At 52.6% G+C, this 25,794-nt stretch carries 21 protein-coding genes and 2 pseudogenes; 9 read left to right on the top strand and 14 right to left on the bottom strand.

What is annotated here, in order from left to right:
* The first annotated feature begins 350 nt into the window (after window positions 1-350).
* The 4 genes from JQR86_RS20995 to JQR86_RS20980 all read left to right on the top strand — a co-directional run bounded on the left by JQR86_RS20995 (window position 351) and on the right by JQR86_RS20980 (window position 5,180).
* Window positions 351-971: a (2Fe-2S)-binding protein gene (locus tag JQR86_RS20995; RefSeq protein WP_407363875.1), complete on the top strand. Its 621-nt coding sequence runs from the start codon at window positions 351-353 to the stop codon at window positions 969-971.
* Complete coding sequence (locus tag JQR86_RS20990; RefSeq protein WP_407363873.1) at window positions 971-1,960, top strand: FAD binding domain-containing protein; 990 nt, start codon at window positions 971-973, stop codon at window positions 1,958-1,960. Before JQR86_RS20995 ends, JQR86_RS20990 begins: the two co-directional genes overlap by 1 nt.
* Window positions 1,957-4,182, top strand: a complete 2,226-nt coding sequence (locus JQR86_RS20985) for a xanthine dehydrogenase family protein molybdopterin-binding subunit (RefSeq protein WP_407363871.1) — start codon at window positions 1,957-1,959, stop codon at window positions 4,180-4,182. Before JQR86_RS20990 ends, JQR86_RS20985 begins: the two co-directional genes overlap by 4 nt.
* A 629-nt stretch (window positions 4,183-4,811) precedes the next feature.
* Window positions 4,812-5,180 carry a histone-like nucleoid-structuring protein, MvaT/MvaU family gene (locus JQR86_RS20980; protein ID WP_010799111.1) on the top strand — a complete coding sequence of 123 codons (369 nt, stop codon included), beginning with the start codon at window positions 4,812-4,814 and terminating at the stop codon, window positions 5,178-5,180.
* 88 nt (window positions 5,181-5,268) lie between these two features.
* On the opposite strand, the pseudogene JQR86_RS20975 reads toward JQR86_RS20980, so the two are convergent.
* From JQR86_RS20975 to JQR86_RS20965, 3 genes and pseudogenes are all read right to left on the bottom strand, one after another.
* Window positions 5,269-5,717, bottom strand: a pseudogene (locus tag JQR86_RS20975) (MSMEG_1061 family FMN-dependent PPOX-type flavoprotein); the annotation flags it as partial.
* A gap of 108 nt (window positions 5,718-5,825) precedes the next feature.
* Window positions 5,826-6,233 carry a hypothetical protein gene (locus tag JQR86_RS20970; protein WP_407363869.1) on the bottom strand — a complete coding sequence of 136 codons (408 nt, stop codon included), beginning with the start codon at window positions 6,231-6,233 and terminating at the stop codon, window positions 5,826-5,828.
* 406 nt (window positions 6,234-6,639) lie between these two features.
* Complete coding sequence (locus tag JQR86_RS20965; protein ID WP_010799109.1) at window positions 6,640-6,780, bottom strand: hypothetical protein; 141 nt, start codon at window positions 6,778-6,780, stop codon at window positions 6,640-6,642.
* Between the two features lie 617 nt (window positions 6,781-7,397).
* Here JQR86_RS20965 and JQR86_RS20960 point away from each other — a divergent pair.
* Both JQR86_RS20960 and JQR86_RS20955 read left to right on the top strand, forming a co-directional pair.
* On the top strand, window positions 7,398-8,555 hold the full coding sequence (locus JQR86_RS20960; RefSeq protein WP_434155413.1) for an SDR family oxidoreductase: 1,158 nt from the start codon (window positions 7,398-7,400) through the stop codon (window positions 8,553-8,555).
* Between the two features lie 358 nt (window positions 8,556-8,913).
* The gene (locus JQR86_RS20955) at window positions 8,914-9,363 is read left to right on the top strand and encodes a PA2169 family four-helix-bundle protein (RefSeq protein WP_010799107.1); all 450 of its coding nucleotides are present in this window, start codon (window positions 8,914-8,916) and stop codon (window positions 9,361-9,363) included.
* Between the two features lie 155 nt (window positions 9,364-9,518).
* On the opposite strand, the gene JQR86_RS20950 is transcribed toward JQR86_RS20955, so the two are convergent.
* The 3 genes from JQR86_RS20950 to JQR86_RS20940 form a co-directional block, all read right to left on the bottom strand.
* Window positions 9,519-9,782, bottom strand: a complete 264-nt coding sequence (locus JQR86_RS20950) for a PapB/FocB family fimbrial expression transcriptional regulator (RefSeq protein WP_010799106.1) — start codon at window positions 9,780-9,782, stop codon at window positions 9,519-9,521.
* Window positions 9,783-10,188: 406 nt separating this feature from the next.
* A complete protein-coding gene (gene ybaL, locus JQR86_RS20945) occupies window positions 10,189-11,898 on the bottom strand; it encodes a YbaL family putative K(+) efflux transporter (protein ID WP_150346085.1) in 1,710 nt (569 codons plus the stop codon).
* Window positions 11,899-12,307: 409 nt separating this feature from the next.
* Window positions 12,308-13,531, bottom strand: a complete 1,224-nt coding sequence (locus JQR86_RS20940) for an MFS transporter (protein ID WP_434155411.1) — start codon at window positions 13,529-13,531, stop codon at window positions 12,308-12,310.
* A gap of 896 nt (window positions 13,532-14,427) precedes the next feature.
* On the opposite strand from JQR86_RS20940, the gene JQR86_RS20935 reads away from it, so the two are divergent.
* Together JQR86_RS20935 and JQR86_RS20930 are read left to right on the top strand one after the other, a co-directional pair.
* Complete coding sequence (locus tag JQR86_RS20935; protein WP_312272321.1) at window positions 14,428-14,550, top strand: hypothetical protein; 123 nt, start codon at window positions 14,428-14,430, stop codon at window positions 14,548-14,550.
* 371 nt (window positions 14,551-14,921) lie between these two features.
* Window positions 14,922-15,158, top strand: a complete 237-nt coding sequence (locus tag JQR86_RS20930; RefSeq protein ID WP_010799101.1) for a hypothetical protein — start codon at window positions 14,922-14,924, stop codon at window positions 15,156-15,158.
* An 86-nt stretch (window positions 15,159-15,244) separates the two neighbouring features.
* Here JQR86_RS20930 and JQR86_RS20925 read toward each other — a convergent pair whose 3' ends face one another.
* Together JQR86_RS20925 and JQR86_RS20920 are read right to left on the bottom strand one after the other, a co-directional pair.
* Window positions 15,245-16,261: a hypothetical protein gene (locus JQR86_RS20925; RefSeq protein ID WP_434136344.1), complete on the bottom strand. Its 1,017-nt coding sequence runs from the start codon at window positions 16,259-16,261 to the stop codon at window positions 15,245-15,247.
* A gap of 152 nt (window positions 16,262-16,413) precedes the next feature.
* Window positions 16,414-17,799 (bottom strand): PepSY-associated TM helix domain-containing protein, encoded by a 1,386-nt coding sequence (locus JQR86_RS20920; protein WP_073449985.1) that lies wholly within the window; start codon window positions 17,797-17,799, stop codon window positions 16,414-16,416.
* Window positions 17,800-18,142: 343 nt separating this feature from the next.
* On the opposite strand from JQR86_RS20920, the gene JQR86_RS20915 reads away from it, so the two are divergent.
* Window positions 18,143-18,295 (top strand): hypothetical protein, encoded by a 153-nt coding sequence (locus JQR86_RS20915; protein ID WP_167670401.1) that lies wholly within the window; start codon window positions 18,143-18,145, stop codon window positions 18,293-18,295.
* Between the two features lie 137 nt (window positions 18,296-18,432).
* On the opposite strand, the gene JQR86_RS20910 is transcribed toward JQR86_RS20915, so the two are convergent.
* From JQR86_RS20910 to JQR86_RS20885, 6 genes and pseudogenes are all read right to left on the bottom strand, one after another.
* The gene (locus tag JQR86_RS20910; RefSeq protein ID WP_434155408.1) at window positions 18,433-19,197 is read right to left on the bottom strand and encodes an SDR family NAD(P)-dependent oxidoreductase; all 765 of its coding nucleotides are present in this window, start codon (window positions 19,195-19,197) and stop codon (window positions 18,433-18,435) included.
* Between the two features lie 582 nt (window positions 19,198-19,779).
* Window positions 19,780-20,760, bottom strand: a complete 981-nt coding sequence (locus JQR86_RS20905) for a GlxA family transcriptional regulator (protein WP_434155406.1) — start codon at window positions 20,758-20,760, stop codon at window positions 19,780-19,782.
* A 127-nt stretch (window positions 20,761-20,887) separates the two neighbouring features.
* Complete coding sequence (locus tag JQR86_RS20900) at window positions 20,888-21,667, bottom strand: MBL fold metallo-hydrolase (RefSeq protein ID WP_434155404.1); 780 nt, start codon at window positions 21,665-21,667, stop codon at window positions 20,888-20,890.
* A gap of 197 nt (window positions 21,668-21,864) precedes the next feature.
* Window positions 21,865-22,245, bottom strand: a pseudogene (locus JQR86_RS20895) (LysO family transporter); the annotation flags it as partial.
* 311 nt (window positions 22,246-22,556) lie between these two features.
* The gene (locus JQR86_RS20890) at window positions 22,557-23,855 is read right to left on the bottom strand and encodes an OprD family porin (RefSeq protein ID WP_434155471.1); all 1,299 of its coding nucleotides are present in this window, start codon (window positions 23,853-23,855) and stop codon (window positions 22,557-22,559) included.
* A 446-nt stretch (window positions 23,856-24,301) separates the two neighbouring features.
* On the bottom strand, window positions 24,302-25,492 hold the full coding sequence (locus tag JQR86_RS20885) for an MFS transporter (protein WP_434155403.1): 1,191 nt from the start codon (window positions 25,490-25,492) through the stop codon (window positions 24,302-24,304).
* Window positions 25,493-25,794 lie beyond the last annotated feature (302 nt).

Below are 25,794 nucleotides of genomic sequence, written 5' to 3'. Positions count from 1 at the left end.
CGATCCGACCCTTCGACATGCTCCAGCAGAAGGAGGCGACCTATACGACAAGAAGGATGTTCTGCACGGCCTGCTTCATCGCAAGTTTCGAAACACACATCCTGTAATCAATGGTCGGAAAACGTATGACTATTGCCGGACCTTTCTGTCCTGAAGGCGGTCCGTCTAAAGCGGCCTTGCTGACGCAGAAGCGGTGAGCCGTCTGTGACCACTCCTGAATGGGCGTGCCCGTGATCGCTGCGAGCCAGCCCCGTCGGCAAATGGATAACGCATGTATCAGGCATGCGCGGCCGTTTTCGAGCGGGTCAAGTCTTGTGGCGAGACGGAACGTCCCAACGATGAGGACTTCCATGAGCGACTCGATATCCCCCAACCGCCGCAGCTTTCTTAAGTCTGTGGGTGTATCCAGCCTAGCCGTCGCCTCGGCTCCAGTCTGGGTTCAGGCCATTCAGGCCGCACCTGTCGACGATACCCAACAACCTCTGCAACCTGGCGAGCAAAGGATCACCCTGAAGGTGAACGGCCAGGCTCACATACTCAATATTCCTGCTAACGCCATACTGCTTGATGTACTGCGTGACCGTCTGCAGCTAACCGGAACCAAGAAAGGGTGTGACCACGGTCAATGTGGTGCCTGCACCCTGCATGTGAACGGGACGGCAGTGAATTCCTGCCTGTCGCTGGCTGTCAGCCATGACGGTGATGAGATCACCACTATTGAAGGCCTAGAAAAAGACGGCAAACTGCATCCAGTCCAGGAAGCTTTCTGGGAACACGACGCTTATCAGTGTGGCTATTGTACCTCTGGCCAGATCATGAGCGCTGTGGCAATTCTCAATGACCCCTCCATTGGCAGTGACGATTCCAGCGTCCGCGAAGCCATGAGCGGCAATATCTGCCGCTGCGGTGCCTACAAAAACATTCTTGCGGCCATACAGTCGGCCCGCGGCAAGGTGAAGGGGGTCAGCTGATGCGTAACTTTCAATTTGATCGTGCAACCAGCACCGAGCAAGCGCTAAAGGCTGGCCAGTCAGACCAGGCGATGTACCTGGCTGGCGGCACCACGCTCCTTGATCTCGTGAAGCTTGACGTTATGCAGCCCGAACGGCTGGTGGACATCAACCGTGTAGGCCTCAACAGACTGGAGCGCCAGGACGATGGCAGCGTGCGTATCGGTGCCCTGGTCACCAATACAACGTTGGCTCAAGACAATTACATTGTCCAGGCCTATCCCGTGCTGTCTCAGGCACTGTTAGCAGGCGCCACTACACAATTACGTAACAAAGCCACCACGGCTGGCAACGTCATGCAGCGGGTGCGCTGCCATTATTTTCGCGATAACGTTTCGCCCTGCAACAAGCGCAAGCCTGGCAGTGGCTGCTCGGCGATCGAGGGTGACCATCGTTCGGTCCACGCTGTCCTAGGCACTAGCCAACACTGCATCGCTATGCATCCATCCGACATGTGCGTGGCGATGGCGGCTATTGGTGCGACTGTTCATGTACAAGGTCCCAAGGGTGAGCGGACGATCGACTTCCTCGATTTCCATCTGCTGCCCGGTGACACCCCCGAACGTGAACACGCCTTGGCGCCCGGCGAACTGATTACTTACATAACGCTTGCACCGCCACTGGCCAGCAGCCGTTCGGGCTACCTAAAACTGCGCGATCGCGCCTCTTATCAGTTCGCGCTGGCGTCGAGCGCCGTCATCGTGCAGATGCAGGGTGATCGCATCACCGACGCGCGTATTGCGCTGGGAGGCGTCGGCACCAAACCCTGGCGAGCCCATGAAGCGGAACAGTCATTACGCGGTCAGCCCGCCAATGACGAGACCTTCCGCCGTGCAGCGCAGCTAGCGCTACAGGGTGCCACGCCTTATCGGCACAACGCCTACAAAATCCCCCTGGCTCAGCAGGCCATCGTACGTAACCTGCAGACACTTACCGGAGGTATGGCATGAACGACATCATCGGCGCGGGACCCAGGCGAGTCGACGGGCGACTCAAGGTCACCGGCCATGCCCAATACACTGCCGATCATGGACTTAAACGCATGGCGTATGCCTATGGCGTCTACAGCACCATCGCCAGCGGCCGTGTCACCCGTATCGATACCGATGAGGCTCAGCGCATGCCGGGCGTACTCGGGATCTTCCACCACGGCCATTTCACTGAACTCTATCGCCCACCCAAGATGAAGCTGAACCCAGCTAAGATTGACCGGCTTGTGAAGGTTGATGAAAGCCGTCTGCCGTTCGAGGACGACCGCGTTTATTACGCCGGTCAGTTCGTGGCCATGGTGGTAGCCGACTCCTTTGAACAAGCCCGCGCAGCGGCCTACAGGGTCAAGGTTGAATATAAGGAAGAACCCACCTTAGCCACACTCGCGCAAGCAAAAAAGGAGCAGTCGCCCAAAACTGCCGGCTCGGATTACTCACGCGGAGACCCACAGGCTGGTTTTGACAAGGCAGCCCATCGCATCGATGTCACGTATACCACGCCTGTCGAAACCCATAACCCAATGGAGATGCACGCCACGACCGCCTATTGGGAAGGTGATCGATTATTCGTGTATGAATCCACGCAGTCGGTAATCGTGCACCGCAACACCTTAGCCCGTATCTTTGGTTTGAGCCCGGACAAGGTTGAACTGCAATCGCCCTTTATAGGCTCGGGCTTTGGCAGCAAGCTCTGGGCGTGGCCGCACTCCCCTGCTACTTGCGCTGTCGCGCGACTTGTAGGTCGTCCTGTACAGTTCGTGGTGCCACGTCCACAAATGTTTACTACCACCGGCCATCGTCCAGCCACCGAGCAACGACTGCGGCTCGCCACGGACGACCAGGGAAAGCTACTGTCGGTACGACATGAATCGGTCAACAGTACGTCCTTTACTGACCAGAACACTGAAAGCTGCGGTAGCGTGACCAAGAGTCTCTATAGCTGCGCTAACTTGGCTGTTACCCATGCGACCTTGCAGGTCAACCACGGTACGCCTACGTCCATGCGTGCACCGGGCGCTGCACCGGGTCTGTTCGCACTGGAGTCAGCCATGGATGAAATGGCGGAGGCCATTGGCATGGACCCGCTGGCATTTCGCAAACTCAATGCTTCGACTCGGGACGAAAGCAAAGACATGCCTTGGTCCAGTAATCACCTTCAGGAAGCCTTCGAGAAGGCCGCAGCCAAATTTGGTTGGGACAAGCGAACCCCAGAACCCGGCTCAATGCGAGACGGCCGTGAGGTAATCGGCTATGGCCTGGCGGCCTGTAACTGGGATGCCATGCGCTGCGCCTGTGAGGCCCGAGTATCACTGCGTGCCGATGGGACGGCTTACGTCACTTGTGGCGCGCAGGATATCGGGACCGGCACCTATACCATCGTTGCCCAGGCCGTGAGCAAGATCACCGGCCTGCCACTGGAAAAGATCACTGTACAGTTGGGTGACTCATCCTTTCCGCCCGGCCCCGTTTCTGGCGGCTCCTGGGCAACCGCCAGCGTTCTACCCGCCGTGGCGGAGGCTACCCGGGACGCTATTGAGCAACTAAAGAGCTTTGCTATAGAGGACGGGCCATTCAAGGGTGCCGACCCCAAAGCATTGGAGTTCGCTAATGGCCGGCTGGTCAAGGATGGCGAAGCGCTGGATTTTGCCAACCTACTTACTACACGGCGTTTGAGCAGTGCTGAAGGCGAAGCCCGAACCGAGACAGCGGATAAGAGTGATGTTTCGATCCGCTCCTTTGGTGCTCATTTCGTGGAGGTACGTTGGGACCCGGGTATCTCTCGTCTGCGTGTATCACGGGTGGTCAGCGCGATAGATGTCGGTCAGGTCATCAACGCCAAGGCCGCTGCGAATCAGGTGGAGGGTGCGATCGTAATGGCTATTGGCATGGCAATGTTCGAGGCTACCAGTTACGACGAGCGCAACGCGATGCCCACCAACAATGACTACGCCGAGTACATGGTGCCGGTACATGCCGACCAGCCGCCGGAACTGGACGTGATACTGCTTGATTATCCTGACTATGCCCTCAACGAGTTTGGTGCACGCGGTATCGGTGAGATCGGCATTACAGGGTTGGCGGCTGCTATCGCCAACGCGGTGTATCACGCTACCGGCAAACGCATCCGCGACCTCCCGATTACCCTAGACAAGCTGATGGATGAGATTCCCCAGGCTGTATAAGCCGCCACGGCCCAGGGATGGGCGCCGGGGTTACGAAATAAGGTATTTCCTGCACGCAGTCGGATCAGCTCTTGCCATCAATACCAAAAACCTTCTATCTCGTACCCGTTAAGGTGGTAATAAATAGGCGGCATTATTCATCATCAGTGCGCACGGCTCTCTGGCGAGACAATCAATCTTTACCTTAGACTCACGTCTTACTAAAGCTATGTGCAATCATTGCTGAAAGTATGCGATACACCGCGGTTGCTTTTAAGGTAGTCTTAGACCATAGGCTTTAAATAGACGACTCCGCGCCCTACTTGATGATGTTATTTTTGCCTAAAAATAACTAACCTACCCTGATGACACACCATCGACTTCAAGGCAGCTGTGAAACAGTGGCAGGCGCTATTGAGTAATCAGCTGTCGCCTGAAACGGGTCGCTGATCCGTGCTTTAGTGACTTGCTTCAAAAAGATGTTCATTAATCAGGTGAGCAAGCCGGTTACTTAAGTTTGAACGACTATACTTTTGACCACATTAATCGCGTAGACTAGCGCCAGCTTCTTATTATATTTTAAGTCATCCAGACGTGCCGGCTAAGGCGTATCCGGGTGAAACTTTCACATCATAAACGTTAAGGTATTTATGTCCAAGCTTGCAGAATTTCGTGCTGCCGAAGAACAATTAAAGGCCCAGCTACAGCTACTCGAATCTCTCAAAAACGATGAATCTCTACAGCGTGAAATCGAGTTTGAATCCAAGCTTCAAACATTGATGAGCGATTATGGCAAAAACCTGGGCGACATTATTGCCATTATTGATCCGGGTTATTCTCGCAAACCACGTGGCTTGGTTGCGCACCCAGAAAAGGCACCCCGCCGTGCACGCTCCGTCAAGCGTTACAAGCACCCGGAGACAGGCGAAGTGATCGAGACCAAAGGCGGCAACCACAAGACGCTCAAAGCCTGGAAGGCTGAGCATGGTGCTGACGTGGTTGAAGGCTGGCTTCAGTAAGTACCACGCTTATACGGCTGCCTATTCAGCAACCTGCAGAGTAGGCGGCCGTAACGCCCTATAGTGCTACTGCTAGAGCAAAGAGGGGTTAATACAAGGTATTTTCGCAAGCCGGCCAGGCAACGCACGGTCATAGACGTCGCCATCAATTTCCGACCTGGATAACACTTTCAATATTTGACCCGGCGTTGGTAATGTGGCCCGGTTGATGTGGCTGGTATCATCCCAAAGCCCAGAGCGAATAATAGATCTACTGCACTGAAAGTAGACAGCGTTAACGCTGCCCCGGATTACTGTTTTGGGTGCCTGGTTGTTTACAGCAAAACGCGAAAGAAGATCAGGCTAAAGAGTGATTTTAGCTGTCCCGTTTACACGAAGGGTCTCGCCTACACCAGGGAGAAGAAAAAGTAGTGCTACACGTGGATCCTGAATGATGTTGCGCAAGCTGTCGATTCGGTTATTCCCTCTTCGATCCGGTAGTAATGGCGTTCAACTATTTTCAATATGTGTGACTCTGCGCGGTGAGGCATCAAGCCCCCAGGCACGGCAGTAGTATGGTTCGAAATAGATATAGCACTAGCGGCTTCAAAGATGGACGTAGCTCGTCCTAATGAGCACAGAACAATTTGAACGCGCTATTAGAACCTAATCGACAGACCACCAAAGTTCTAGACAATAGAGATTGTTTTTGGCCTGCTGAATCATTTCAATCTGGACCCTCATTCCATAATCTCCGTCCTCAACCTGAAGAGCAGCAAATTGGAATTGGAGATCATGCTGAAGGTGCTCAATTAAAGCATTGGCAACTGCTAGTGCGTTTCGAGATGGTTTTTCTTTAGTGTACTGACCAAGCGAGCCCTGGAAGAAACGCGCCAATTCTTCGATAGCCTCATCGCTTAAGCCTAAGCAGCGCACACTTGAAGACTCATCCAAACCTCTATGCGCCTGTTGGTGAGCGAACTTGAAGGTAAACAGAAGACCGCCTTCTTGATATACGGTATTAGACGCGGCTGCTAAGCCTTCCAAAAAACCAAGCGTACGGTCGCTAAGCATAAAATCTCTAATGTTTTGGCTAAAGGGCGAGCTTCAGCCAGTCCCAGTGAGCGAAGCGAACGACCTTGAAGGCTGTAATGGACTCTCGCTGCACCACATTTCTTCTATAACACAGTGGTGACTGTTCGCTGGGACAGATGCAATGAAACGCATTGCGGTTGATTTGGCCAAGTCCGTTTACCAGGTTGCCGAGAGTGTTCAGGTCGGTCGGGTGAATCGGCGCAAGCGGCAACAAACTGCTTAGCCATACCTACTCAACGCAATGCCCTAACCTTAACGCACTGATCGTCAGGTTTGTGTCGAAGCGTGGTGCAGGTTATCTGAATAACCTGCACCAACATTTCTTGCAATGCGAAACGGACAGTCTTTATCGCATCGCGGCCAGGCTTTTAAACCATGTTGCCTTTTACTTACCCAACACAACGCTACGCGCCGCGAGCCTCGCTTTCCTGAAGTCAAAGTGGATTCCCAAGGCTTTTGCCTTGGCCCGCGACTCTTCCATTAGAGCATTCAACTGTTCACGGCGCTGCTGGAGGGTAGTTGTCATTATTCTCACCTCTATTGATGTTATCCATTCCCTTGGCGACTTTTGCTATCCCTACGTTCAATAGATAGGTAATTAGTGACTGGCCGCTAAATGGTAGGACAGAGCCAAATTAAAAAGTTGCCTTGCTGAAAAAATAAGTTACGTAGCCTTTGATCGGAACCTGTACGAGTAAGCAGCTAAGGCTTACCTGCGACTGACTTTAAAGTCGTCAAATAGGGTCATGACTCTGCTATCAGATTTTCTATTTGGCTTTTGGCCAGCGCTTAAAGCCACTTTTAAGTCCCTTCCGTGACTGATTGTCCCCCTCTTGCATTATCCGTTTGCCGGTTCACAAATGCTGATAAGAAGAATTGAGCAAATCAGAGGTTTTCTAAAAAGGTAACCCACTGGCTAAAGCTATTCCTAGCTTTTGTATTTAAGGCTTAATGAGGCTGTGGTGTAAAACCTACACAAGCGGTTCCTGCCGCTCTATCTCAGGCCTTTCATAAAGGCTTCATGCGACGAGTCTAAAGTGTGGATGTGCTGACTTGCGGTCAGGCGCAGGCAGTTCATGTGCTTAAAGCAACATGGTAACTCCTGGCCACTTGTCCTGTAATAAACCCATGTGGAGAACATCAGTGGACAAGGCTTACGAAGGAAAGAATGTACTGATCACCGGCGCTACGGGCTTTATTGGTTCGATGTTGCTCAAGACCCTGTCGGAAAAACTCGAAGGTGTCGGTCGGATTTACTGCCTTTATCATACAACGCCTCCTTCCCAAGCTTATGCTTATGACAAACGAGTCGTATGGATAAAGGGCGATATCAGGAAGGAAAATTGGGACATTGCCACCTCTTGGCTGCAGGAAATCAGGAAAGATGTGGACATTGTTTTCCACCTGGCTGCGTATACCCGTTGGGATACCGACATACAGGATCAGGTACACGCTAACACGCTGTCTGCTCTACAGGGTGCAACGCTTGTCGCTACCTTTGAAAAACGTGCACTATTTTTGGTTACATCCAGCTATTGGGCGCTATGTAATCGCTCAGCGACGGAGCATATTGAGGAACGAATCTATCAGGACTCAACGGCGGAATCTGAACTGGAAGAGATCGTCACGAAAGGAGGCAGCGCAAGGCTTAGTGAATGGCCTAATGCTTACGCCTATTCAAAGAATCTGATGGAACGCCTATTACACCAGCGCTACCCTCACCTCCCTATTATGGTCGCGCGCATTACCTCAGTCACAGGCGCCTGGGCCTACCCAAGTAGGGGTTATTGCAATTTCTCCATCTCCCTGCCCGCTTTCATACGCTCCATTGCACTTGGAGGCGTTAAACATTTCCCAGCATCCATGAAAACGGCGATCAACGACATGATCCCCGTGGATATTTGCGTCAATATGCTATTGGCAAATGCCGTAGATCCTTCAAATAGCCTGTTTCAGGTTGTCCATTGTTCATCCGCCACACGCAATATTCCTACATTGGGTCAGGTGGCTGAAATGGCTGGCCATATCAGCTATTTCGAGAATCAGTACGAGTTTGACGAGGCGTTGGCTCACCTGAATGAAAAACAGGCAAAGCTTAATAGAGTCATCGTTGAAGCGTATGGATTCGCGATGGAGAACCGCTTCATTTTCAACGATGCCCAGGTACGTCGGCCGTTGCAGTGGATGTCACAGGACGCTCTCGCCAAGTTTCCTATTGATGTCGAAGAGCTGGAATGGACTGCCATAATTGCAGCGATGAAAAAAGAACTGTCCCTACTGGCGACTGCCAGGGCCGCGTAATCAGGGCTGACAGGACTAAGGCGAGAGGACTTGAGTAATAGCCTCTCGCCTATTTTATTTTCATATTGATCGAAATCGGGCCTACAACGGATAGAGAATTGCTACGCCGTTAAACTCATTCATTCAATAACGTAGCGCGCTTCATGCCTCACCTAGACTCCATTGAGGACGCGCCCTACTCCGTAGCTGATCCGCTCCTGGTGTAGCTCAAACAACCAAGCGCTTAGAGCTTCCCTTTGCATCAAAACCGCTGTTCATCCATCACGAACTGAACGAAGCCACACCGGAACGGGTCAGCTAAATAGCCTCGTCGTATAGACCAGGCTACACCTATTTGAACTGCCTGGAGGTAATCTTTATGGATAACAAAGCGGTAATTTCTGAGCTGAACGACTTGATTGAAACCTGTCTGGATGGCTACAAGGGGTTTCAGGAATGCGCCGATGATCTGAAGGATCCGAAACTCAAGTCAACCATGGCAGCCCGCGCCCAGGATTGCAGCACAGCCGCAACCGAGCTTCAGCAACTCGTAACCAAGCTAGGCGGTGATCCGGAGCAAAAGGCCAGCGTATCGGGCGCCCTCCACCGCAAGTGGGTCGATATCAAATCGTCAATTACAGGTAAGAGTGACGAAGCGATTCTTAATGAATGCGAGCGCGGCGAAGATGTCGCTCTCAAGAGCTACAAGCAGGCGCTTGAAAAGGATTTGCCTGCGGATGTTCGCGCTGTCGTAGAGCGGCAGCTGCAAGGGGTGCAACGAAACCATGACCAGGTCAAGGCACTCAGAGACGCTGCACGAGCAAGCTAAGCCCTTAGGCGCCGCAAAGAGATGCCTTGCAAAAGGCTCTCTTTCGGCTCGGCTTTCAGCGGTGATGAGCACCTTCTACGACGCGTATATCAAGCAAAAATTGCTAGCATTAATCTACGTTCCGCCAGCTCAACAGTAACCTGGGAGGCTGGGTATCAATCACTGGCGTAGTTATAAAACTTGCTCAAGCGTCTCGCTCGTTCACTCTCGCTTTCTAGGGCATAAAGCCTGCGGTAGAACTGGCTGCGGTTTACCCCATTACTCTCACAGGCCTCGGTTACGGGTACGCCTTTTATCAGAAAGTCTTCCAAGGCGCGAATAACCCGTTCTCCCCGAATGGAAGTACCCTCCAGTAACAGGTCAAAGTGCTCACGCTCAAGTGCTCCAGGTTTTAAGAAGGACAATGTACGGGCGCGCATGGCTCTCTCAGCAGTCTAATGACAGGTATATGTAACAGGTAGGCGAGTAATCGTTGGGATAGAGGCAGGTCATCTCTAGATACCACTACACCTGAGTTACCTTAATAGGTTATCAATAGTATAGCTTGTTTTTAGCAGATGGAACCTCCAGTTTCTGCTCTTCTGGTGTATCGAATGTTCAAGCCACAATGCAGGTTAGAGGCCTGGTAAACCGCTTATAGCCTTGCAAGCTGAGATCTATACCTTAAATAACAGCGGCGCTATCCGAGTTGGAATTTGTCTGAGCGCTCATCACTAACAGTGACGTAAGGTTGAAGCAAGGCGTAATTAGCTACGCCTTGCTTCACTAGCCCATAATGGCTATGTACATCATCCTCAAATTGATTCGTCTGGGATACGCTCTCCGTTACCGATGAGCTATCAACTCCACAAAACGAGTTGAAACATGACTTGCCATGCCCTTCGCCAGTTCCTCTTCCCCGAAGAACACCGTACCGACTCCATCCCGACGCAGGAGCTGTGATTCATCCTCACTGTGAGTACGAACGACGACCTCTACTTCCGGATTTAACGTTTTAGCGGTTTCTACCATTTGGCGCGCGTTGAGTGGATCAGGAGTTGCGATGACCAGCATGGCAGCCTTGGCAATATGGGCCTGGATAAGCACAGCAGGGTCCGCAGCATCGCCGGAGACAGCCGCTTTGCCTTCCTTACGCAACTGATCCACCATTTCCCTGTTCTGCTCAGCAATGACGTAAGGAATCCCCTGTTCGTCCAATACCTTTGCTATCCGCCGCCCAACTCGTCCATAACCAACCAGAACAATTTGGCGCTCCAGGTATTTACGGTCCGTATCCATGGGAAGTTCAGCATAAGGGTCCTGCCTGCTTTCAAGCTCGCGTGCAAACGACGAGCGCGCCAGCACCCACCGGCGTACCGGCTCGATAAGGGTAAACAATAGCGGATTGATCGCAATCGAGACGAGCGCACCGGCCAATACCAAGCTCATCCCCTCCTGCGGTAGCAGCCCCAGCGTCAAACCGAGACCGCCTAATATGAAAGAGAACTCTCCTATCTGGGCAAGACTCGCAGCTACCGTCATGCCGGTAGTGAGCGGATAGCGTAGCGACAATGTGATAACCAGCGCTGCCAGCGATTTTCCCAGCACAATGATAGCCACAACGGCCAGCACATGGACCGGCTCCTGGACCAGGATCATTGGGTCGAACAGCATCCCTACGGACACAAAGAACAATACCGAGAAGGCGTCACGCAATGGCAAGGACTCTTCGGCAGCCCGATGGCTGAATTTGGACTCCCTCATTACCATACCGGCAAAGAAAGCACCCAACGCAAAAGACACATTAAAGAGCTTGGATGCACCGAAGGCAATACCGATGGCAATCGCGACGACCGCTAGCGTGAAGAGTTCGCGAGAGCCTGTTCGCGCCACTTGCCAGAGCAGCCATGGCAGCGCTCGGCGTCCGGCAATGAGCATCAGCGCGACGAAGGCGACGATCTGCAGAAGGGTTTTCCCAAGCGTTACCCAGAGTGGCCCATCCTGCGCGGGCAATGCTTCGCTGGTACTACCGAGCATGCCTGCCAGTGGAGGTAGCAGTACCAGCACCAGTACGGTTGCCAGATCTTCAACAACCAGCCAGCCGACGGCAATACGGCCGTTCATGCTGTCTAGCACTCCGCGCGCCTCCAATGCTTTAAGCAGCACGACAGTACTGGCACACGACAGGCAAAGACCAAAGATAAGGCCGTTACCCCAGCTCCAGCCCCACCAGTGAGCCAGTACAGCGCCCAGTACCGTGGCGAGACTCATTTGTACGATAGCGCCAGGAATGGCGATGCGCTTGACCGAAAGCAGGTCACCAATGGAAAAATGCAGCCCTACGCCAAACATCAGCAGCATCACACCAATCTCGGAAAGCTCCGAGGCGATGTGCATGTCAGCAACAAAACCGGGTGTGGACGGGCCAATGAAAATGCCTGCCAACAAATAACCAATCAGTGCGGGTATTCGCATCTTTTCGGCCAAAAAGCCCAGTATCAACGCGACAACAAGTCCCGCAGCAATCGTCGTAATAAGGGGAATGTTGTGCTCCATAGAACTCCTTCTAACGTGTCCAGTATTCATCCGCTAGATATGAGCATAACTGGCCGGACTTTCATTCACCCTTACTGATTGGCTAAAAAAATGTCCTTTCATTACAGGATGTTAATGGCATCCTTTCGGTATGGGTAATAGTTTGATGGACAATGCAAGGTTCCGTGCCCGCGTACGGGTTCAGGCTTGAGCGGCCTTTACTTCCTTATAAAGACGAAGATTGGAACAAACTACGCTGCGATAGGTATTTTGAGCGCTGTCATGTTTGCTTTTGGTGGTTATCTTGACTACAGGAATTTCCAAAAGGAAAAGCAATAAAAAGTTAGCCGAGACCTCTAGTTAGGGGCGAACAAACTCAGCGACTCCAAGAGGCAAGCAGATTGCCCCTTGGAGTACGTTAGATGTCGGCTCAATGCGTGCGTTTAGATTGGGTAGAAGGTAGAAAGATCGTAAGAATCCCCAAGAGCGGCATGAATGAGCACAGCGTGTAGACGTACTCGATACCACGCAGGTCCGCCAGATGGCCCAGCGCTGCGGCTGCAATACCACTAAAGCCGAACATAAGCCCAAAGAATACACCGGCGATCATGCCTACGTTGCCGGGCACCAGCTCCTGGGCGTAGACCACAATGGCAGAAAAGGCCGACGCCAGGATAAATCCAATAATCACGCTCAACACGCTGGTCCAGAAGAGATCAACGTACGGCATGGCCAACGTAAACGGCGCGGCCCCCAGAATGGAAAACCAGATTACCGCCTTGCGCCCGATCCTGTCGCCAATGGGACCACCAAAGAACGTACCTGCTGCCACTGCGCCCAGAAACAGGAACAGATGCAGCTGGGAGCTGGCCACCGACAAGTCAAACTTCTCGATTAGATAAAACGTGAAATAGCTGGTGATGCTGGCCATATAGATATACTTGGAGAAAACCAGCAAGGCCAGGACGACCAAGGCCCCCGTGATCTGGTGCCGAGAAAGCCCATGCGTAACTTCACGCCCCTTCTTTTTCCCTGCCGTATTCAAGTGCCCTCGATACCAGAGGCTAAGCCGATATTGCACGCCGATGGCAAAGAGTCCGAACAGGCCGAACCACACGATATTGGATTGACCAAAAGGGATGATGATCGCTGCAGCGAGCAATGGCCCTACGGCGGTTCCTGCGTTGCCTCCTACCTGGAAAGTAGACTGAGCCAGACCAAAGCGGCCACCGGAAGCCAGACGGGCAACCCGCGAGGTCTCAGGATGAAAGGTGGATGAGCCAACCCCAATCAGCGCCGAGGCTACCAGTATGGTCGAAAAGGTATCGACAAAACCCAGCATCAGGATGCCTATCAGTGTACAGACAGCACCAGCCGGAAGCAGAAACGGTTTTGGATATCGATCCGTATAGAAACCAATCCATGGTTGCAGCAAAGAGGCTGTGACTTGAAAGGTCAGCGTAATCAGCCCTACCTGGGTAAAGGTCAGGCCGTAATTTTCCCTCAGCATGGGATAGATGGACGGAAGAACCGACTGGATAAGGTCATTGATCAGATGCGCGAGCGCGCAAGAGAAAACAATGCTCATCACAAGGGGATTGGCGGCAGAGGCTGAACGGATGGAAGTGTCAGCCTGGGCAGTAGGCACGGACATGAACGGTACTCGTTATACTCATTGTTTGGTACCGTACTGTGCCATTTCGTAAGCATGGTATCTAGATACAATTCGAAACAGTGTGCAGGTCCGGTTGCGGTTTACTTATAAGCAAGGCAAATACGGCACCTTAAAAGCCACATCCTATCCAGTATGAAAGACGACCGGCAGGAAGACCTCACTGGCACCAGCGAGGCGGATCAATTCAGTACTCAAGACGTTACCCGGACCAGAGCCACGACGCCGCTCCATCACAGGCACATCAGTTGGGATTGATTGAGGCTACCATCCTGCCGTTTATGAAGGATCACTTTACAAGACGCTGAGCCTCTTTTAGCAGGTCTCACATCAGTGATTTATCGTAAAAAGGGCAAGTAAGGCAAAACTACCCAAGGCCGACATCCCAGCCTGTATCTTCTTCAATATTCTCTGCAACAACCTGCTTTGTATGCGCATGCCACACCTCCTGCAAAGAACGATTACCCATTTCTGAAAGTACTTCTAATAGACAGCCGTAAAACGCTGTATCACTACAGGACCGGCTAAACGGTATAGCTGTTTGTCAGACTGCAACCCTTTTCTGAACCAAGAAATACCGAGCTGATATCAAAGTAGAAGCGTTGCAATAGCACGGGCTATTAGAGGCGAGCTGAAAAATAGCCCGGACGGATATCTGTTCTTAAAGGAATAAGACAGTACAACGTCCATCCAGGCTAAAGGCCTAGCTTCAACTTACTAGCAGGACCGCTAGCACGGTAAAGATACTCAATTAGGGGATGAGAAGTTCATCAGAAACGGTAAAGGTAAGTAAATAATCGATACAAAGGAGTAGGTCAGCATGAGGTTTCCAAGGTTCTTGTAAGACACGCCGCCTTTAATCAACAGCTGAACGGGAGATGACCTCTTGTATAAACCTCAAATCGGCCCTCGTACCAGAAGCCCTGTTCGGCCTTGCGCAGCTCGGATACAAGATCGGTATCCAGCAGGAGCAACAGGAGCGACCCGCCATCCGTAAGTGAATTATTACTCGCGGAGCCTCAAACTATTACTCTGCTGTATCGGGAACCCAATTTCTCAGATGCCGTTATTGAACGACCTACCTTAAAGACAGAACGTTGTGTCCTCTTTAGGATGAGGGATAATCAACAAAGCGTTTGCTCTAGGGTGCCCTAGCGAGGAAAGACGCCGCTGCGATGCCGTAATGGAATATGGCCGCGTTGCTTCTTCCACTCTAAAGCATCATGTATCCGCACTGTGCCTGCCGGGCACTAAGTTTTATCAGACCGTGGGTCGTAAAGGTAAAACGTACGGCTAGACAGCCTACGTTAATGCAAATGCTGACTATACTCATGGGAGCCACATTCCGCATTAGTAAAACAGGTAGACACCAATGCGCAGAAACAGGGAAGAAATGATTGCCATGCTTGAATCCCGAGTTCATCACGAAGCTCTCTGGTTCAGCCGCATCCCTTTGCTCATTGGCATCGTAGCGGCGGTCGTTGTTTGCTTGGGCTACGCTTCATCTCATTGGACGTTCATGGCAGTTGGGCTTTTTGTCCTGATTATCGGCTTTAGCACCCAGGCGGTGCTCTGGTTTGGCCTGAGAGATTTGAATCGTCGTCGCTAGCACTGTCTGCAAAAGATTTAACGAAAGCCCTGCACCTCGGGCTTTCTGTACTTGTATATTGCCATGTGGTGCGTCACCGACTTTATTTACGGCTTCCCAAACGTGACATCCAATGTCATCGAATCGGTATGGCGCATCGGATTCTGTCCAGTGGGCAGACGATCATCATCAGGGTGCATGTAAGTCATGCCTGTACCGAGCTTCTCAGTCATGAACTGGCCGCCTTTATTCATGGTTTCTGTCGAACCATCGTAGAAGCCAGCAATGGTCTTGTTACCAGCAGAATCGGCTGTAACGATATTGCTGGGCGCAGCGTCAGCAATACTCTTGTTATCACCAATCTCGAATCCCTTGTTATCCGTGGCATGGATCGAAGCGTTTCGGCCATCGATGTCACTGGTATTGATAAAGCCGTTGAAGAATTCCAGCCGGCTGGCATCAGGGCGGTAATGTCCGTCTGCATCCGCCTGCTTGAGCAGTCCGGTGGTATCGTTCTCGAATCTCATAACGCCTGTCTGCCCTGGTTCAAGCGTTAGCTCAGCGGTCAACTGCTCGTTCTTATCGAATTGGCCTATTTTGATCGGATGGTCCTGAGTATTGGTTATATTGAATGCACGCGGACCGCTACCGGCAGTGGGCCCGTCACTACTGGCTAGGTTTGCAGACGTTACCTTTTGCGGGTCAGTTTCGGGAGTTACAGCAGGGCCAGAAGCTACAGAAGGTTGTTCCGGACTGCCAGCCGCTGGTGCGGTGGCTTTTCCTACCTCCCTACCCTTACTTTGGCCCTGAGAGGATGCTCCCGTGTCGTTCTGATTTTGCTGTAACCGTTGCGCAATCATCTGAAGGATTTGCTGCACCAAGTCACGCACCAATGCCATCAAATCCTCTTCGTTAGCTCCCTTGACGCCACCTGGGGAATGACCAGCCCCAGCCTTGCCGAACGTGACCTCCCTTCCCTGGCTGGCAAGCTCAGAAGGCGAACCGAAATTAACCTGTCCGCCGTATGGCTGAGTCAGGCCACCGTTGAACCCAGGCGTTGGGCCATAATCATCGCTGCCAAGGCTAAAACCTGGCTCAGCGGGCCCAAGCACTTTTACTGACATATCAGCCTCCACAGAACAAATAGGGTATTGCCTATGTGGTCAATTCTGGTTTCGGGTTCCTACTTAATCGTCCTGACAGCTTTGGCAGTACGCGAACTGGAGAGGAGAAACGCTAACCGCTCACGGTGCAGCCAGCGTTTTTCTCTCTTGTACTACAGCTGCCTTTGCTTGAGATCTGAAAACGAAGCCTTGAAGCCCAGAATGAAATCCACCGCTAGAAACGCAAGCAGGCTGGCGCCTAATACAGGCAGACAGATCCCCAGTACCGTCGAGATCACAATCGTCAGGATTCGTTGAACCAGGCCCAGCTCACGCCATGCATCGATAAGACTCGGTTGAGGAACATCATTAAAGGTCGGACGCCGACGCCACCAGAGCAGGTATCCCCAAACCACCATGACCACAAGGCCACCCGCAAATCCAATCAACAACAGCTGATTGGCAAGGCCGAAAAGTACCCCCATATGCGCATCGATACCCCAACGGGTCAGTTTGGCTGGCAGAGAGTACTGAGCAAACAGGACATGATCCACCACCGCCAAGGAGCCGGGATCGATAGCAACCGCATCCACATGAGTAGGCCAGCGACGGTCGATTTCATTAACCGTCCAGGCTTTTCCCGGCTGCATGGCAGGTTTGATTTCCACCTTTGCCGCGTCAATGTGCTGGGTACGTGCAGCGGCCATCACCTGATCAAACACGTCGGGATCAACCGCTTCCATCTTTGGCATGTTATCCATGTGCATATGATGTTCGGCATGCTCATCCATGGGCATCTTCATGGTGGTTGAGCTACCCAGCTCCGTCGAAACAACAGGCGTCGACCATCCGTAATATGCACGCAGAATGCCGATATTGCTTCCTGCATACTGTGACCATGTCAGCCCCGTGGCCGAAAAGAACAGCAGCCCTGCCAGCAGCCATACCCCTGTGGATCCATGCAGAGAGCGTAGACCCGCCGGCGTCTTACCACGCGTACGACTCCGTCGTGACGCCCATAACACCAAGCCGCCCAAGGTGGCGACCCATAGCCAGGATGCCGCCAGTTCACTATAGATTCGGCCTACATCACCCAACAGAAGGCCCCTGTGAAACTGATCCAGCCAGGTACGTAATGGCAGGACACCACTCGTCCCGTATACCTTCATATCGCCTTTGACCTCACCGGTCACCGGGTCGATAAAGATGGCACGGCTCTCGGAGGCGCCTAGGCCCGGCGCGTTGAACATCACCCGGGTAGTATCACCGGCTGCAGGCGCAGGGCGTACGGCAGTGATGCGAGAGGACGGATCTACCGCTGCCTGGGCCGCACGCACTTGGGCGGCAAGGCTGAGAGGAGCGCCCTGGCTATCCGTATGCAGGGCATCGGCATAAAGGTAGTCCTCAAGCTGAGGGGTCAACGCGTAGACAATACCGCTCAGCGCCGCCACGAGAAGAAAAGGACCAACAAAAAGCCCGATATAGAAGTGCAGTCGTTTGAGTAACTGGATAAACGCGCCCGGTCTATTCTGGACCGACGCTGGCGAAGAACCTGACATGAGAATTCACCACGGCTAAGCACGACGACAACACATGGCTGCCGCCAACTAAGGGTTAGTAAGTAAATGCCGCCAGTGGCTGTCAGGGCGCGCGGGGATTGAGGCAGGGAAATGCGTCACGGGGAGGTCGTCGACAACTGGCGTCCAGATGATACAGGCGTTGCCGTTTATGACGCAGCAGCCAGCTCAGCGCCGTGAAAACCATGAGCGCCAGTGGAAGCGTACCAGCGAAGGCGCAATCGCTCATGGCAAGCTGCTTGATAGCTGAATCATGAGATGAGTCAACCATGGGCATACTGCCCTGGTGCATATCTGGCGCGGCGGTCATAGCATGGTGATGTGCGTGATGGTCCATCTCCACCGTCGTTTCGTGGGGCGACGGGAGGCGGTATGTCTGGCCATGCATGATGCTGTGACCAAAACTGCAGGCGAGACCATTGAGCAGGACGGCGGCGACCAGCATCCAGGCAAGAGAAGTAAAATGGGCTCGAATTGACTTCATACCAACCAATTTAGCACTGATGACAAACACAGGCCAGAAGCGGGGTTTGTTGTCGAACGGTGGATATAAAGCAATACCGTACGTAAACGCCGGGCTGCGGCCACATGGCGCAACACCGGCTTTTGAAGAAATCAGGCCTGTCTGGGCTGCCCATTGGAGGCTGAGAGCCCACCATCGACAGGGAGATTCACGCCGTTTACGAAACGGGCATCATGACTGGCCAGGAACGCAATGACATCAGCGACCTCTTCGGCCTCGGCTGGTCTACCCAGCGGAATCCGCTCCCTGAAGCTGGCCATAAGCGATTCATTGCCAAGCATATCTTCCGTCAGCTCGCTTTTAGTGAGGCTGGGGCATACGGCATTGACCCTGACGCCTTCTTCACCAAAGTCCATTGCCAAGGCACGGGTAAAGTTGGTCACTGCCCCTTTGGCCGCGTTGTAAACACTCATCCCCCAGTCACCGCCCAGGCCTGAGACCGAGGAGACATTGACGATGCAGCCCTTCTGCTTGATCAACTCAGGCAAGGCGCTTCGGCTACAATAAAACACACCGTCGAGATCGGTGGACATGACCTTGCGCCAGTCGCCGACATCAGCCTCGGTAATCTTGCCCTGGGCCACCGTACCCGCATTGTTCACCAGCACATCCAGGCGGCCATACTTCTGGATGACATCCGCGATCAGCTGCTCTACTTGAATCCGGTCCGAGACATCAGCGGTCTTGATGTAGCTGCTATCCGCCGGAAGCGTACGCGCCACGTGCTCAAGCTTTTCGGTCGTTCTGCCCACCAGCACGACCTTAGCGCCCTCCTCCGCAAAGCGTTTGGCAGTTGCTTCACCAATGCCCGATCCTGCTCCTGTCACGAGCACCACCTTGTTAGTAAAACGAGTCATGTCAGCCTCTCTGGATCATGGAAGGTATGCACCAGTAGAACCGCAGCAGCAAACCCAAGTTCATCAGGAGGTGCATTGCAGAGCCAAGCGATCGCTAGTTAGAAAGTACATTCTGGCGAGGGCACGCATACCACTTTACAAGCGATGCTTATCGAGAACACAACGAATGAGACACAAGCGGCCCGCTAGTGCTTCGAGAGTCACTTAGACGTCGTCTATGCAAACCTTCATTAATTTGACTGCATATTGGTTTCTCAATGCTATGTCGTTCACTTGATCGCTTGGGCGGTTCAATGCCGCGATTACATGTAGCGCCGACAACGCCTCTACTCGAAACGGCATGCAATAAAAGCCGCTAACAAAACCCATTTCTGGTTGGCTAATATAGCCAAGCACAAGCGTGATACTCACTGAAATCTCTTACCCTTACTCTGCCGCCTACGCTCATTTATGAGGTTTTGTTAGCAGCTCTAAACTGGCAACAAGATACTGCTGCACGATCGGCCTGCTGGTGTTAAAGCCCGAGATGCCATAGGCATGCTGCAAGGTTGCACCGGGAGGATAAAATGCAGAGTTTCCTTGTTACGCCAGCCGTTTTTCCCGGTCAACCGGTTCAGGGCCGCGAAATGACCTCCGCCATTCGCTGGGGCTGACGCTGAATTTCGCCTTAAAACCCTGGCGGAATGAAATCGGAGATTGAAAACCGGTCATCTCGGACACTTTTTCGATACTGTGATCCGTCGTCTCCAGCAACTCTTGGCTTCGCTGAAGCCGTTCCGCATTAAGCCAATCTCCCAGCGAGGTTCCGGTGGCCTTCAGAAAGTGACGGGTCAGCGTTCGCCGGCTCATGCTGACAAAGCCGGCCAGAGAGTCAAGGTCGTGAGGTTTGTCCAAATTGCGGCGCAGGTAATCCATTAATTCATTCATTTTGCTGTCCCGCGTGGACCCCGGAACCGGACGTTCTATAAACTGGGCCTGGCCGCCTTCACGGTAAGGAGGAACTACCATCCTTCTTGCCACCCGGTTGGCCACTGCCGAACCGTAATGGGCACGGATAATATTCAAACAGCAGTCAATGCCGGCTGCAGTTCCGGCAGAGGTAATAAGTCGTTCATCGCTGGTATAAAGCGAGTTACTGTCCAGGTGAACGGCAGGAAAGCGTTCAGTAAAATCCTTTTCATACTCCCAATGTGTAGCAGCACGGTGCTGATCGAGCAGGCCTGAATAAGCGAGTACGTAGGTACCTAAGCAAAGGCCCACCACTTCCGCACCACGCTGCCAAGCACTTATGAGCTTATCCAGCAGTGCCTGAGTGGGTTTTTCATCAGGATTATTCCAATAAGGCACGATGATAATGTCTGCAACGTCAAGCCGCTCAAGGCCATGCTCCACGTTGATAGACAGTCCGATATCAGACTGGACAACGCCCGGACTGTCAGCACAGATTTCGACGCGGAACAGATCCGGCTCAGGCATTGCTGCCCCGAAAAGTATACAAGGCACTGAAAAGTGAAACGGGCTAAATCCGGCCGTGGCAATTACAGCAACTGTCAAAGCAGACATGATGTTTACCTTTTCGTAAATGACAGCCACTAGAGCTCAAGTAGCTGAGACGCTGATTTTAACCGGCCACATGGCGACGAGCAGCCGGTCGTTATAACGTTTTCCTTCACTTACGCATGGTGGCCTTTCAGAAAGCGAGAGTTTCACCGTCTGCCGGAATAAGTACTTGGTCCTCAATACCGTGCTCAAGCGTAAACTCACGCAGCTCTGCACGGGTAAGCAGGCAGTGGTTAATCGACTCCATATGAGAAGCAACAATCGTCGCAGCCGGCAGCATCTTAAGCGTGCGCAGCGTGTCCTCTTTACCCATGATGATCGGGCCGTAGAGATCGTTAACCGCATAGCCGGTATTTAGTACCACAACGTCTGGTCGGAATCGCTGCAGGCTTTTTGCATATGGTTTAACCCAGACGGTGTCGCCGGCAATATACAGCGTTTTTTCATCATGATGCGTAAAGACCAGCCCGCAAGCATCACCCAGTAAATCGCCCCATTCGGCATCTGCGTACAGTTCGTTGCTACCATGCTGGCCGTCGGTCTTGTATATCGTAAGGCCATCTACGAAATGGTTTTCATCTTTCAGCACGCGGATGTTGAGAAAGCCCTGCGACCGGACCAACGCCGCATCGCACTCATCCTGTGTGTAGATAAGCATATCTTTAGGCACTGCCTGCTGCGCTGCTTCATCCCAGTGATCGGTATGCGTATGCGTCAGAATAACGGCATCAACTGCCAGCAAATCCTCTACCGCCACAGGCAGCGCGACCATAGGGTTACGAAGATGTGGACGTGCATTTCCGGCAAAACCATCCCAGGCTTCTTTTTCTGCCAGCATAGGATCGATAAGGAATTTTTTACCGGCGTATTCGAGCACGAGTGTGGCATTACGGATTTGGGTTAACTTCATTTCTTACTCCAGTGATACTTCAGGTTTCATGCCGCAGCCAGCCTGTTTACTGTTAACGGGCAACGTTGCTGCGTATGGCTTTACTATAAGAGGCAAAGCCTAGATGCCGTGATGAGCTCGCAGGTCATTAGTCGATGAAATCAGGTCAACTGCATTGGTCAGCCGGGCAATCACGAATACGTGGCTGTCCACCCTGCTCAAAGGTGATAGAAGAAAGGGATCAAAAGGGGCACGGCCAGCGTCGTGATTCCAATCATTGGGAGAGCAAACGGGATATAGGCCGCACCGCTGTGCTTATCAATCACTTGGAGCTTCACATCAAGCGCCGTCGAGCCAGATATACCAATGCGGCATGGGTGAAACCGCACCTTGATATCAGCGGGCTGAGCAGTTGGGCTGATACGCCGCGAAACAGATCGCTTAAAAATGCTACCGTGCCTAACATTCTGAGTGAGCAGGGTCCCTGACTGGGTATACCAGCTAAGGCCGGATCCCACCGCCAGTACCTCATGAATTGGCATACTGATGAACAGTGAAGCCAGCGCGACACCTGCAGGGGCTTCCAGCAATGTGACTAGGTCAGCAACAGATGTACCCCTATTGAGAAATACCTGTCATGTTGATAACTGAAAGCGACAGCTTCACTGCAACAGCAAACATCAACAGATAAGGAAATAGGGAGATGATTAAGCCTGTGTCCATAGCGGTTAGTATAGGGAACAGAGCCGGCAGCAGCCAAAACCGTACGGCACCGCTTGATCGGTTGACCTGACGAAGACGCTAAGCAAACCACTTCTAGTACGAATATGAAGTAACGATTATCGGCATGATGGCCAGGCGAAACAGCAAGGCCTAATGGAACGCCAATTCACATGGAGCATCTACTCGGCTAGAACGTGCCGCTTAAAGGAAACTCGACGGCCAGACGGATCTGATCAGCATCCAGCTCGGCCTGTGCCTTATTGCCCCGGTGCACGTTATACCTTAGCGAGACGCTCATACCCTTGGCCTTGCCACTCTGCACAACATAACGGGCCTCAAGGTCTCGCTCCCAGTGCTTTCCTCCCTTGCCATAACCCAGGTAGGCATAACCTCCGTCAGGATCAACATGGGTACCATCAATATGGTCACCTCGCAGGTAGGCGGCACTTAGGACCAGGCCAGGCCTAAGCGCAAGGTCATACCGTAACTGCCAGGAGCGCTCGTTGGGGGCATTGAAGTCAGAAAGCTTTACGGCATTGCTTAGGTAAATAGCTCCGCGGGTTACATAATCGAAGGGTGTATTACCATCAACTTGCTGATAACCCAGGCTAAAGGTGTGGCGATCAACAACATAGCTGGATAACAGGCTCCAGGTGGTGTTATCGATATGACCAGAGAGCTTCTTCCCTATCCCGGTAGTACGGTAGAGATTGAAGTTGAAGGATAACGCACTGTCATTCTCAAGCGCATGGCTGTATACGCCCCCAATATAATGTTGCTGCCATGTATCCTCATAACGTGAGGTATACAGGCTGGCGGTCAAACCTTCCACTCCGCTGTACACCGCACCGGCCAGATCAACGTTATTGCCTTGCAGGCCATTTGAGTAATTCACCACAAAGCCTCGATCATGGCTTGACGCGTTACGGTCAGTGCTCTCGGTAAAATGGCCCGCGACCAGGTTAAGGTTTTCGAACTCACGACTACTCAGGAAAAAACCGGTAGCGGTCTCTGGCAAAAGTCGGCTGTCGGCTGAACTGAAGACGGGCGTTTTGACACGTTGTTCACCATATGACAGTACGGTGGATGAGGTGCGCAGCTTTAGGGCCGCCCCACCGCGGGCAATGTTATCTTTCGCATGATTATCATTATCGATGCCAAGCAGTCGCGCCTTGCCAGCACGTCCGCCCCCACTATCAAGCTTCTGGCCGTAATAGAGGTGAGCATCTACGCCCACGCCTATTGTTCCCGGCGTAAATCCTGAAATGAAGGTTCCCATCAGGCCATAGCCCCACTCCTCCGCATAGCCGTTTCGCTCGCTACGAGGTTTCAGGGCATTGCGTGCGCCATTGCTGCGTGCACCATAACGGTAATCACGACGGTCATACACCGAGCGATTAAGCAGCGCCCAACGGCTGTCCTCAACAAAGCCTTTAGCTTGCTCCTGGGCCGATTGCGCCTGAACGGTACCCGTGTAGACAGTCATGGCAAGTGGCGATAATAAAAGAAGGGTCTTTCTCACATCAGGTCCTTAGTCTAGAGCATGCGCTTCACTGCACGCTTTTTGTCGTGCCACGATTAAAGGGAATAACGCGGCGTATCTGCTTGGCGTCATGGCTGATTGACGCGGTTCCGAGAGCACGTGATGCATACGCTTTTCTAGAGCGTTCAGGGGGATACGCTGATCAGAGACCGCATCGATAAAGGCCTCGGCGTGGCTGACCAGGAGTACGGCTGGTTAGCAAGATAAACACCGGCACTTAACGAATATCCGCCCGCAAAAGCCAGGAAAACAGGCATCAGGCTGTAGAAGGCAACAAACATTTTTCCCTATAAAACCAGGCAGAGTATTGAATGAAGAGGCTGTGGCTACAGACGCAGGTAAGGATGCGGCCCCACCTGCAGCCTGCTGACCGGGTTTTCCTGAAGACCTTACTTTAGCGCCGACCCTTGCGTGCGCCGCTGATGCCAGGTTAACCACAGCATCGGCACGACCAGACAGATGATCCAAGGAAGAAGAATGAGGTGCATGATTTTCCAGCCAAATGTATTCAGCAGAGGACCTGCACCGAGTGAACAGATAAGGCTGAAAATAAAGACGCTCATGTCATTTGCAGCCTGAGCAACGCCTTTTTCACGCGTTGAGTAAGTGGTTGCCAGCAGACTGGTTCCCCCGATGTAGAGAAAATTCCAGCCAATCCCCATCAGGATTAGCGCAACGGCAAAAAATCCCCACGTGACGCCTGAAACTACCAGAGCGATATACGCAAGCAGGAGAAGGATCCCCACCAGCATAATTTTAATGACGCCGAACCGGTCAATCAGCTTTCCGGTAAAAAAGGAAGGTAAGAACCGGCCCAATATGTGAAGCTGTATGACCGCAGCGATTTGCGGGAGGTTAAAACCGTAGTGCTTCATGGCAATGGGCGTCGCGGTGAGACCCAGCACCATGATGCCAAAACCTGAGGCACCAGAAAAAAGGGCGACGAGATAAGCGGGCTGAGTAATGACCTTTACCCATGGGCGAATAAATGCCTGTCCAGTTATATCACCTGTCTGCTCGGGCATGTGTAAACGCGATAGCAGAAGTAAACCCAGCGAAGCCATTATGCCCATAAAGAGGAATGAGCCTACATAGGCCACGCTGAACAGCGTACTTCCCCGACTGGCCAGAAACGGGCCTAACAGGGCGGCGATGACGCCGCCAGCCAAGACCAGCGAAATGGCCTTGGTGCGAAAAGCCGGGAGAGCAACTTCACCCGCAGCAAAACGGTAAAACTGCGCAAATGCCTGATATATTCCCAGAAAGAACATCCCGAAACACAGCAACATAAATGAATGCTGGATCATTGCCATCATGGAAATGACGGCCGCCACGATCCCACTCAGGGTGCCAGTAATGAACCCCGTTTTTCTGCCTGCCCGGCTCATCCATAATGACGCAGGAAACATCGCGATTACCGTTCCCAGGCTCGCCATTGATATGGGGACGGTAATCAGCGAAGCGTCAGGCGTCAGGAGGGCTCCCGCCAGCCCGCCTATCGTCATTATCAGAACCGAGATTGACTGGAAGATGGCCTGCGAGCCCGCAAGTATCAGGACCTGCCGATGCATATTTCTCATTTTTAGTGAAGCTCCGGAATGGAATTAAGCAGGCGGGAGAGCGTCAGCCCCCGCGTCAGCCTGCCCAATGGAAGTTATCTTGCGCAGGGACAGGCCCGGTTAAGCTGGCAGATGGAAATACCGGCAGCGTTGTTTAACTGCTGAACCTTTAGCCTGGTGGCGAAAGGACTATAAGGAGAGCAGTCGGACCGGAGTGAGAAGGCTGAGAGCCAATTAACAATGAAAATGGGTCATATTATGTTGCGCGGCATTCACAGCCGACGCAGAGAGACGCACGCAACTAGCCAGACGTTGATGCGGCT

It is taken from the genome of Pseudomonas sp. JZ134, from assembly GCF_051027695.1.
GTDB lineage: Bacteria > Pseudomonadota > Gammaproteobacteria > Pseudomonadales > Pseudomonadaceae > Chryseomonas > Chryseomonas luteola.
This window is presented reverse-complemented; position numbering and strand designations above follow the sequence as displayed.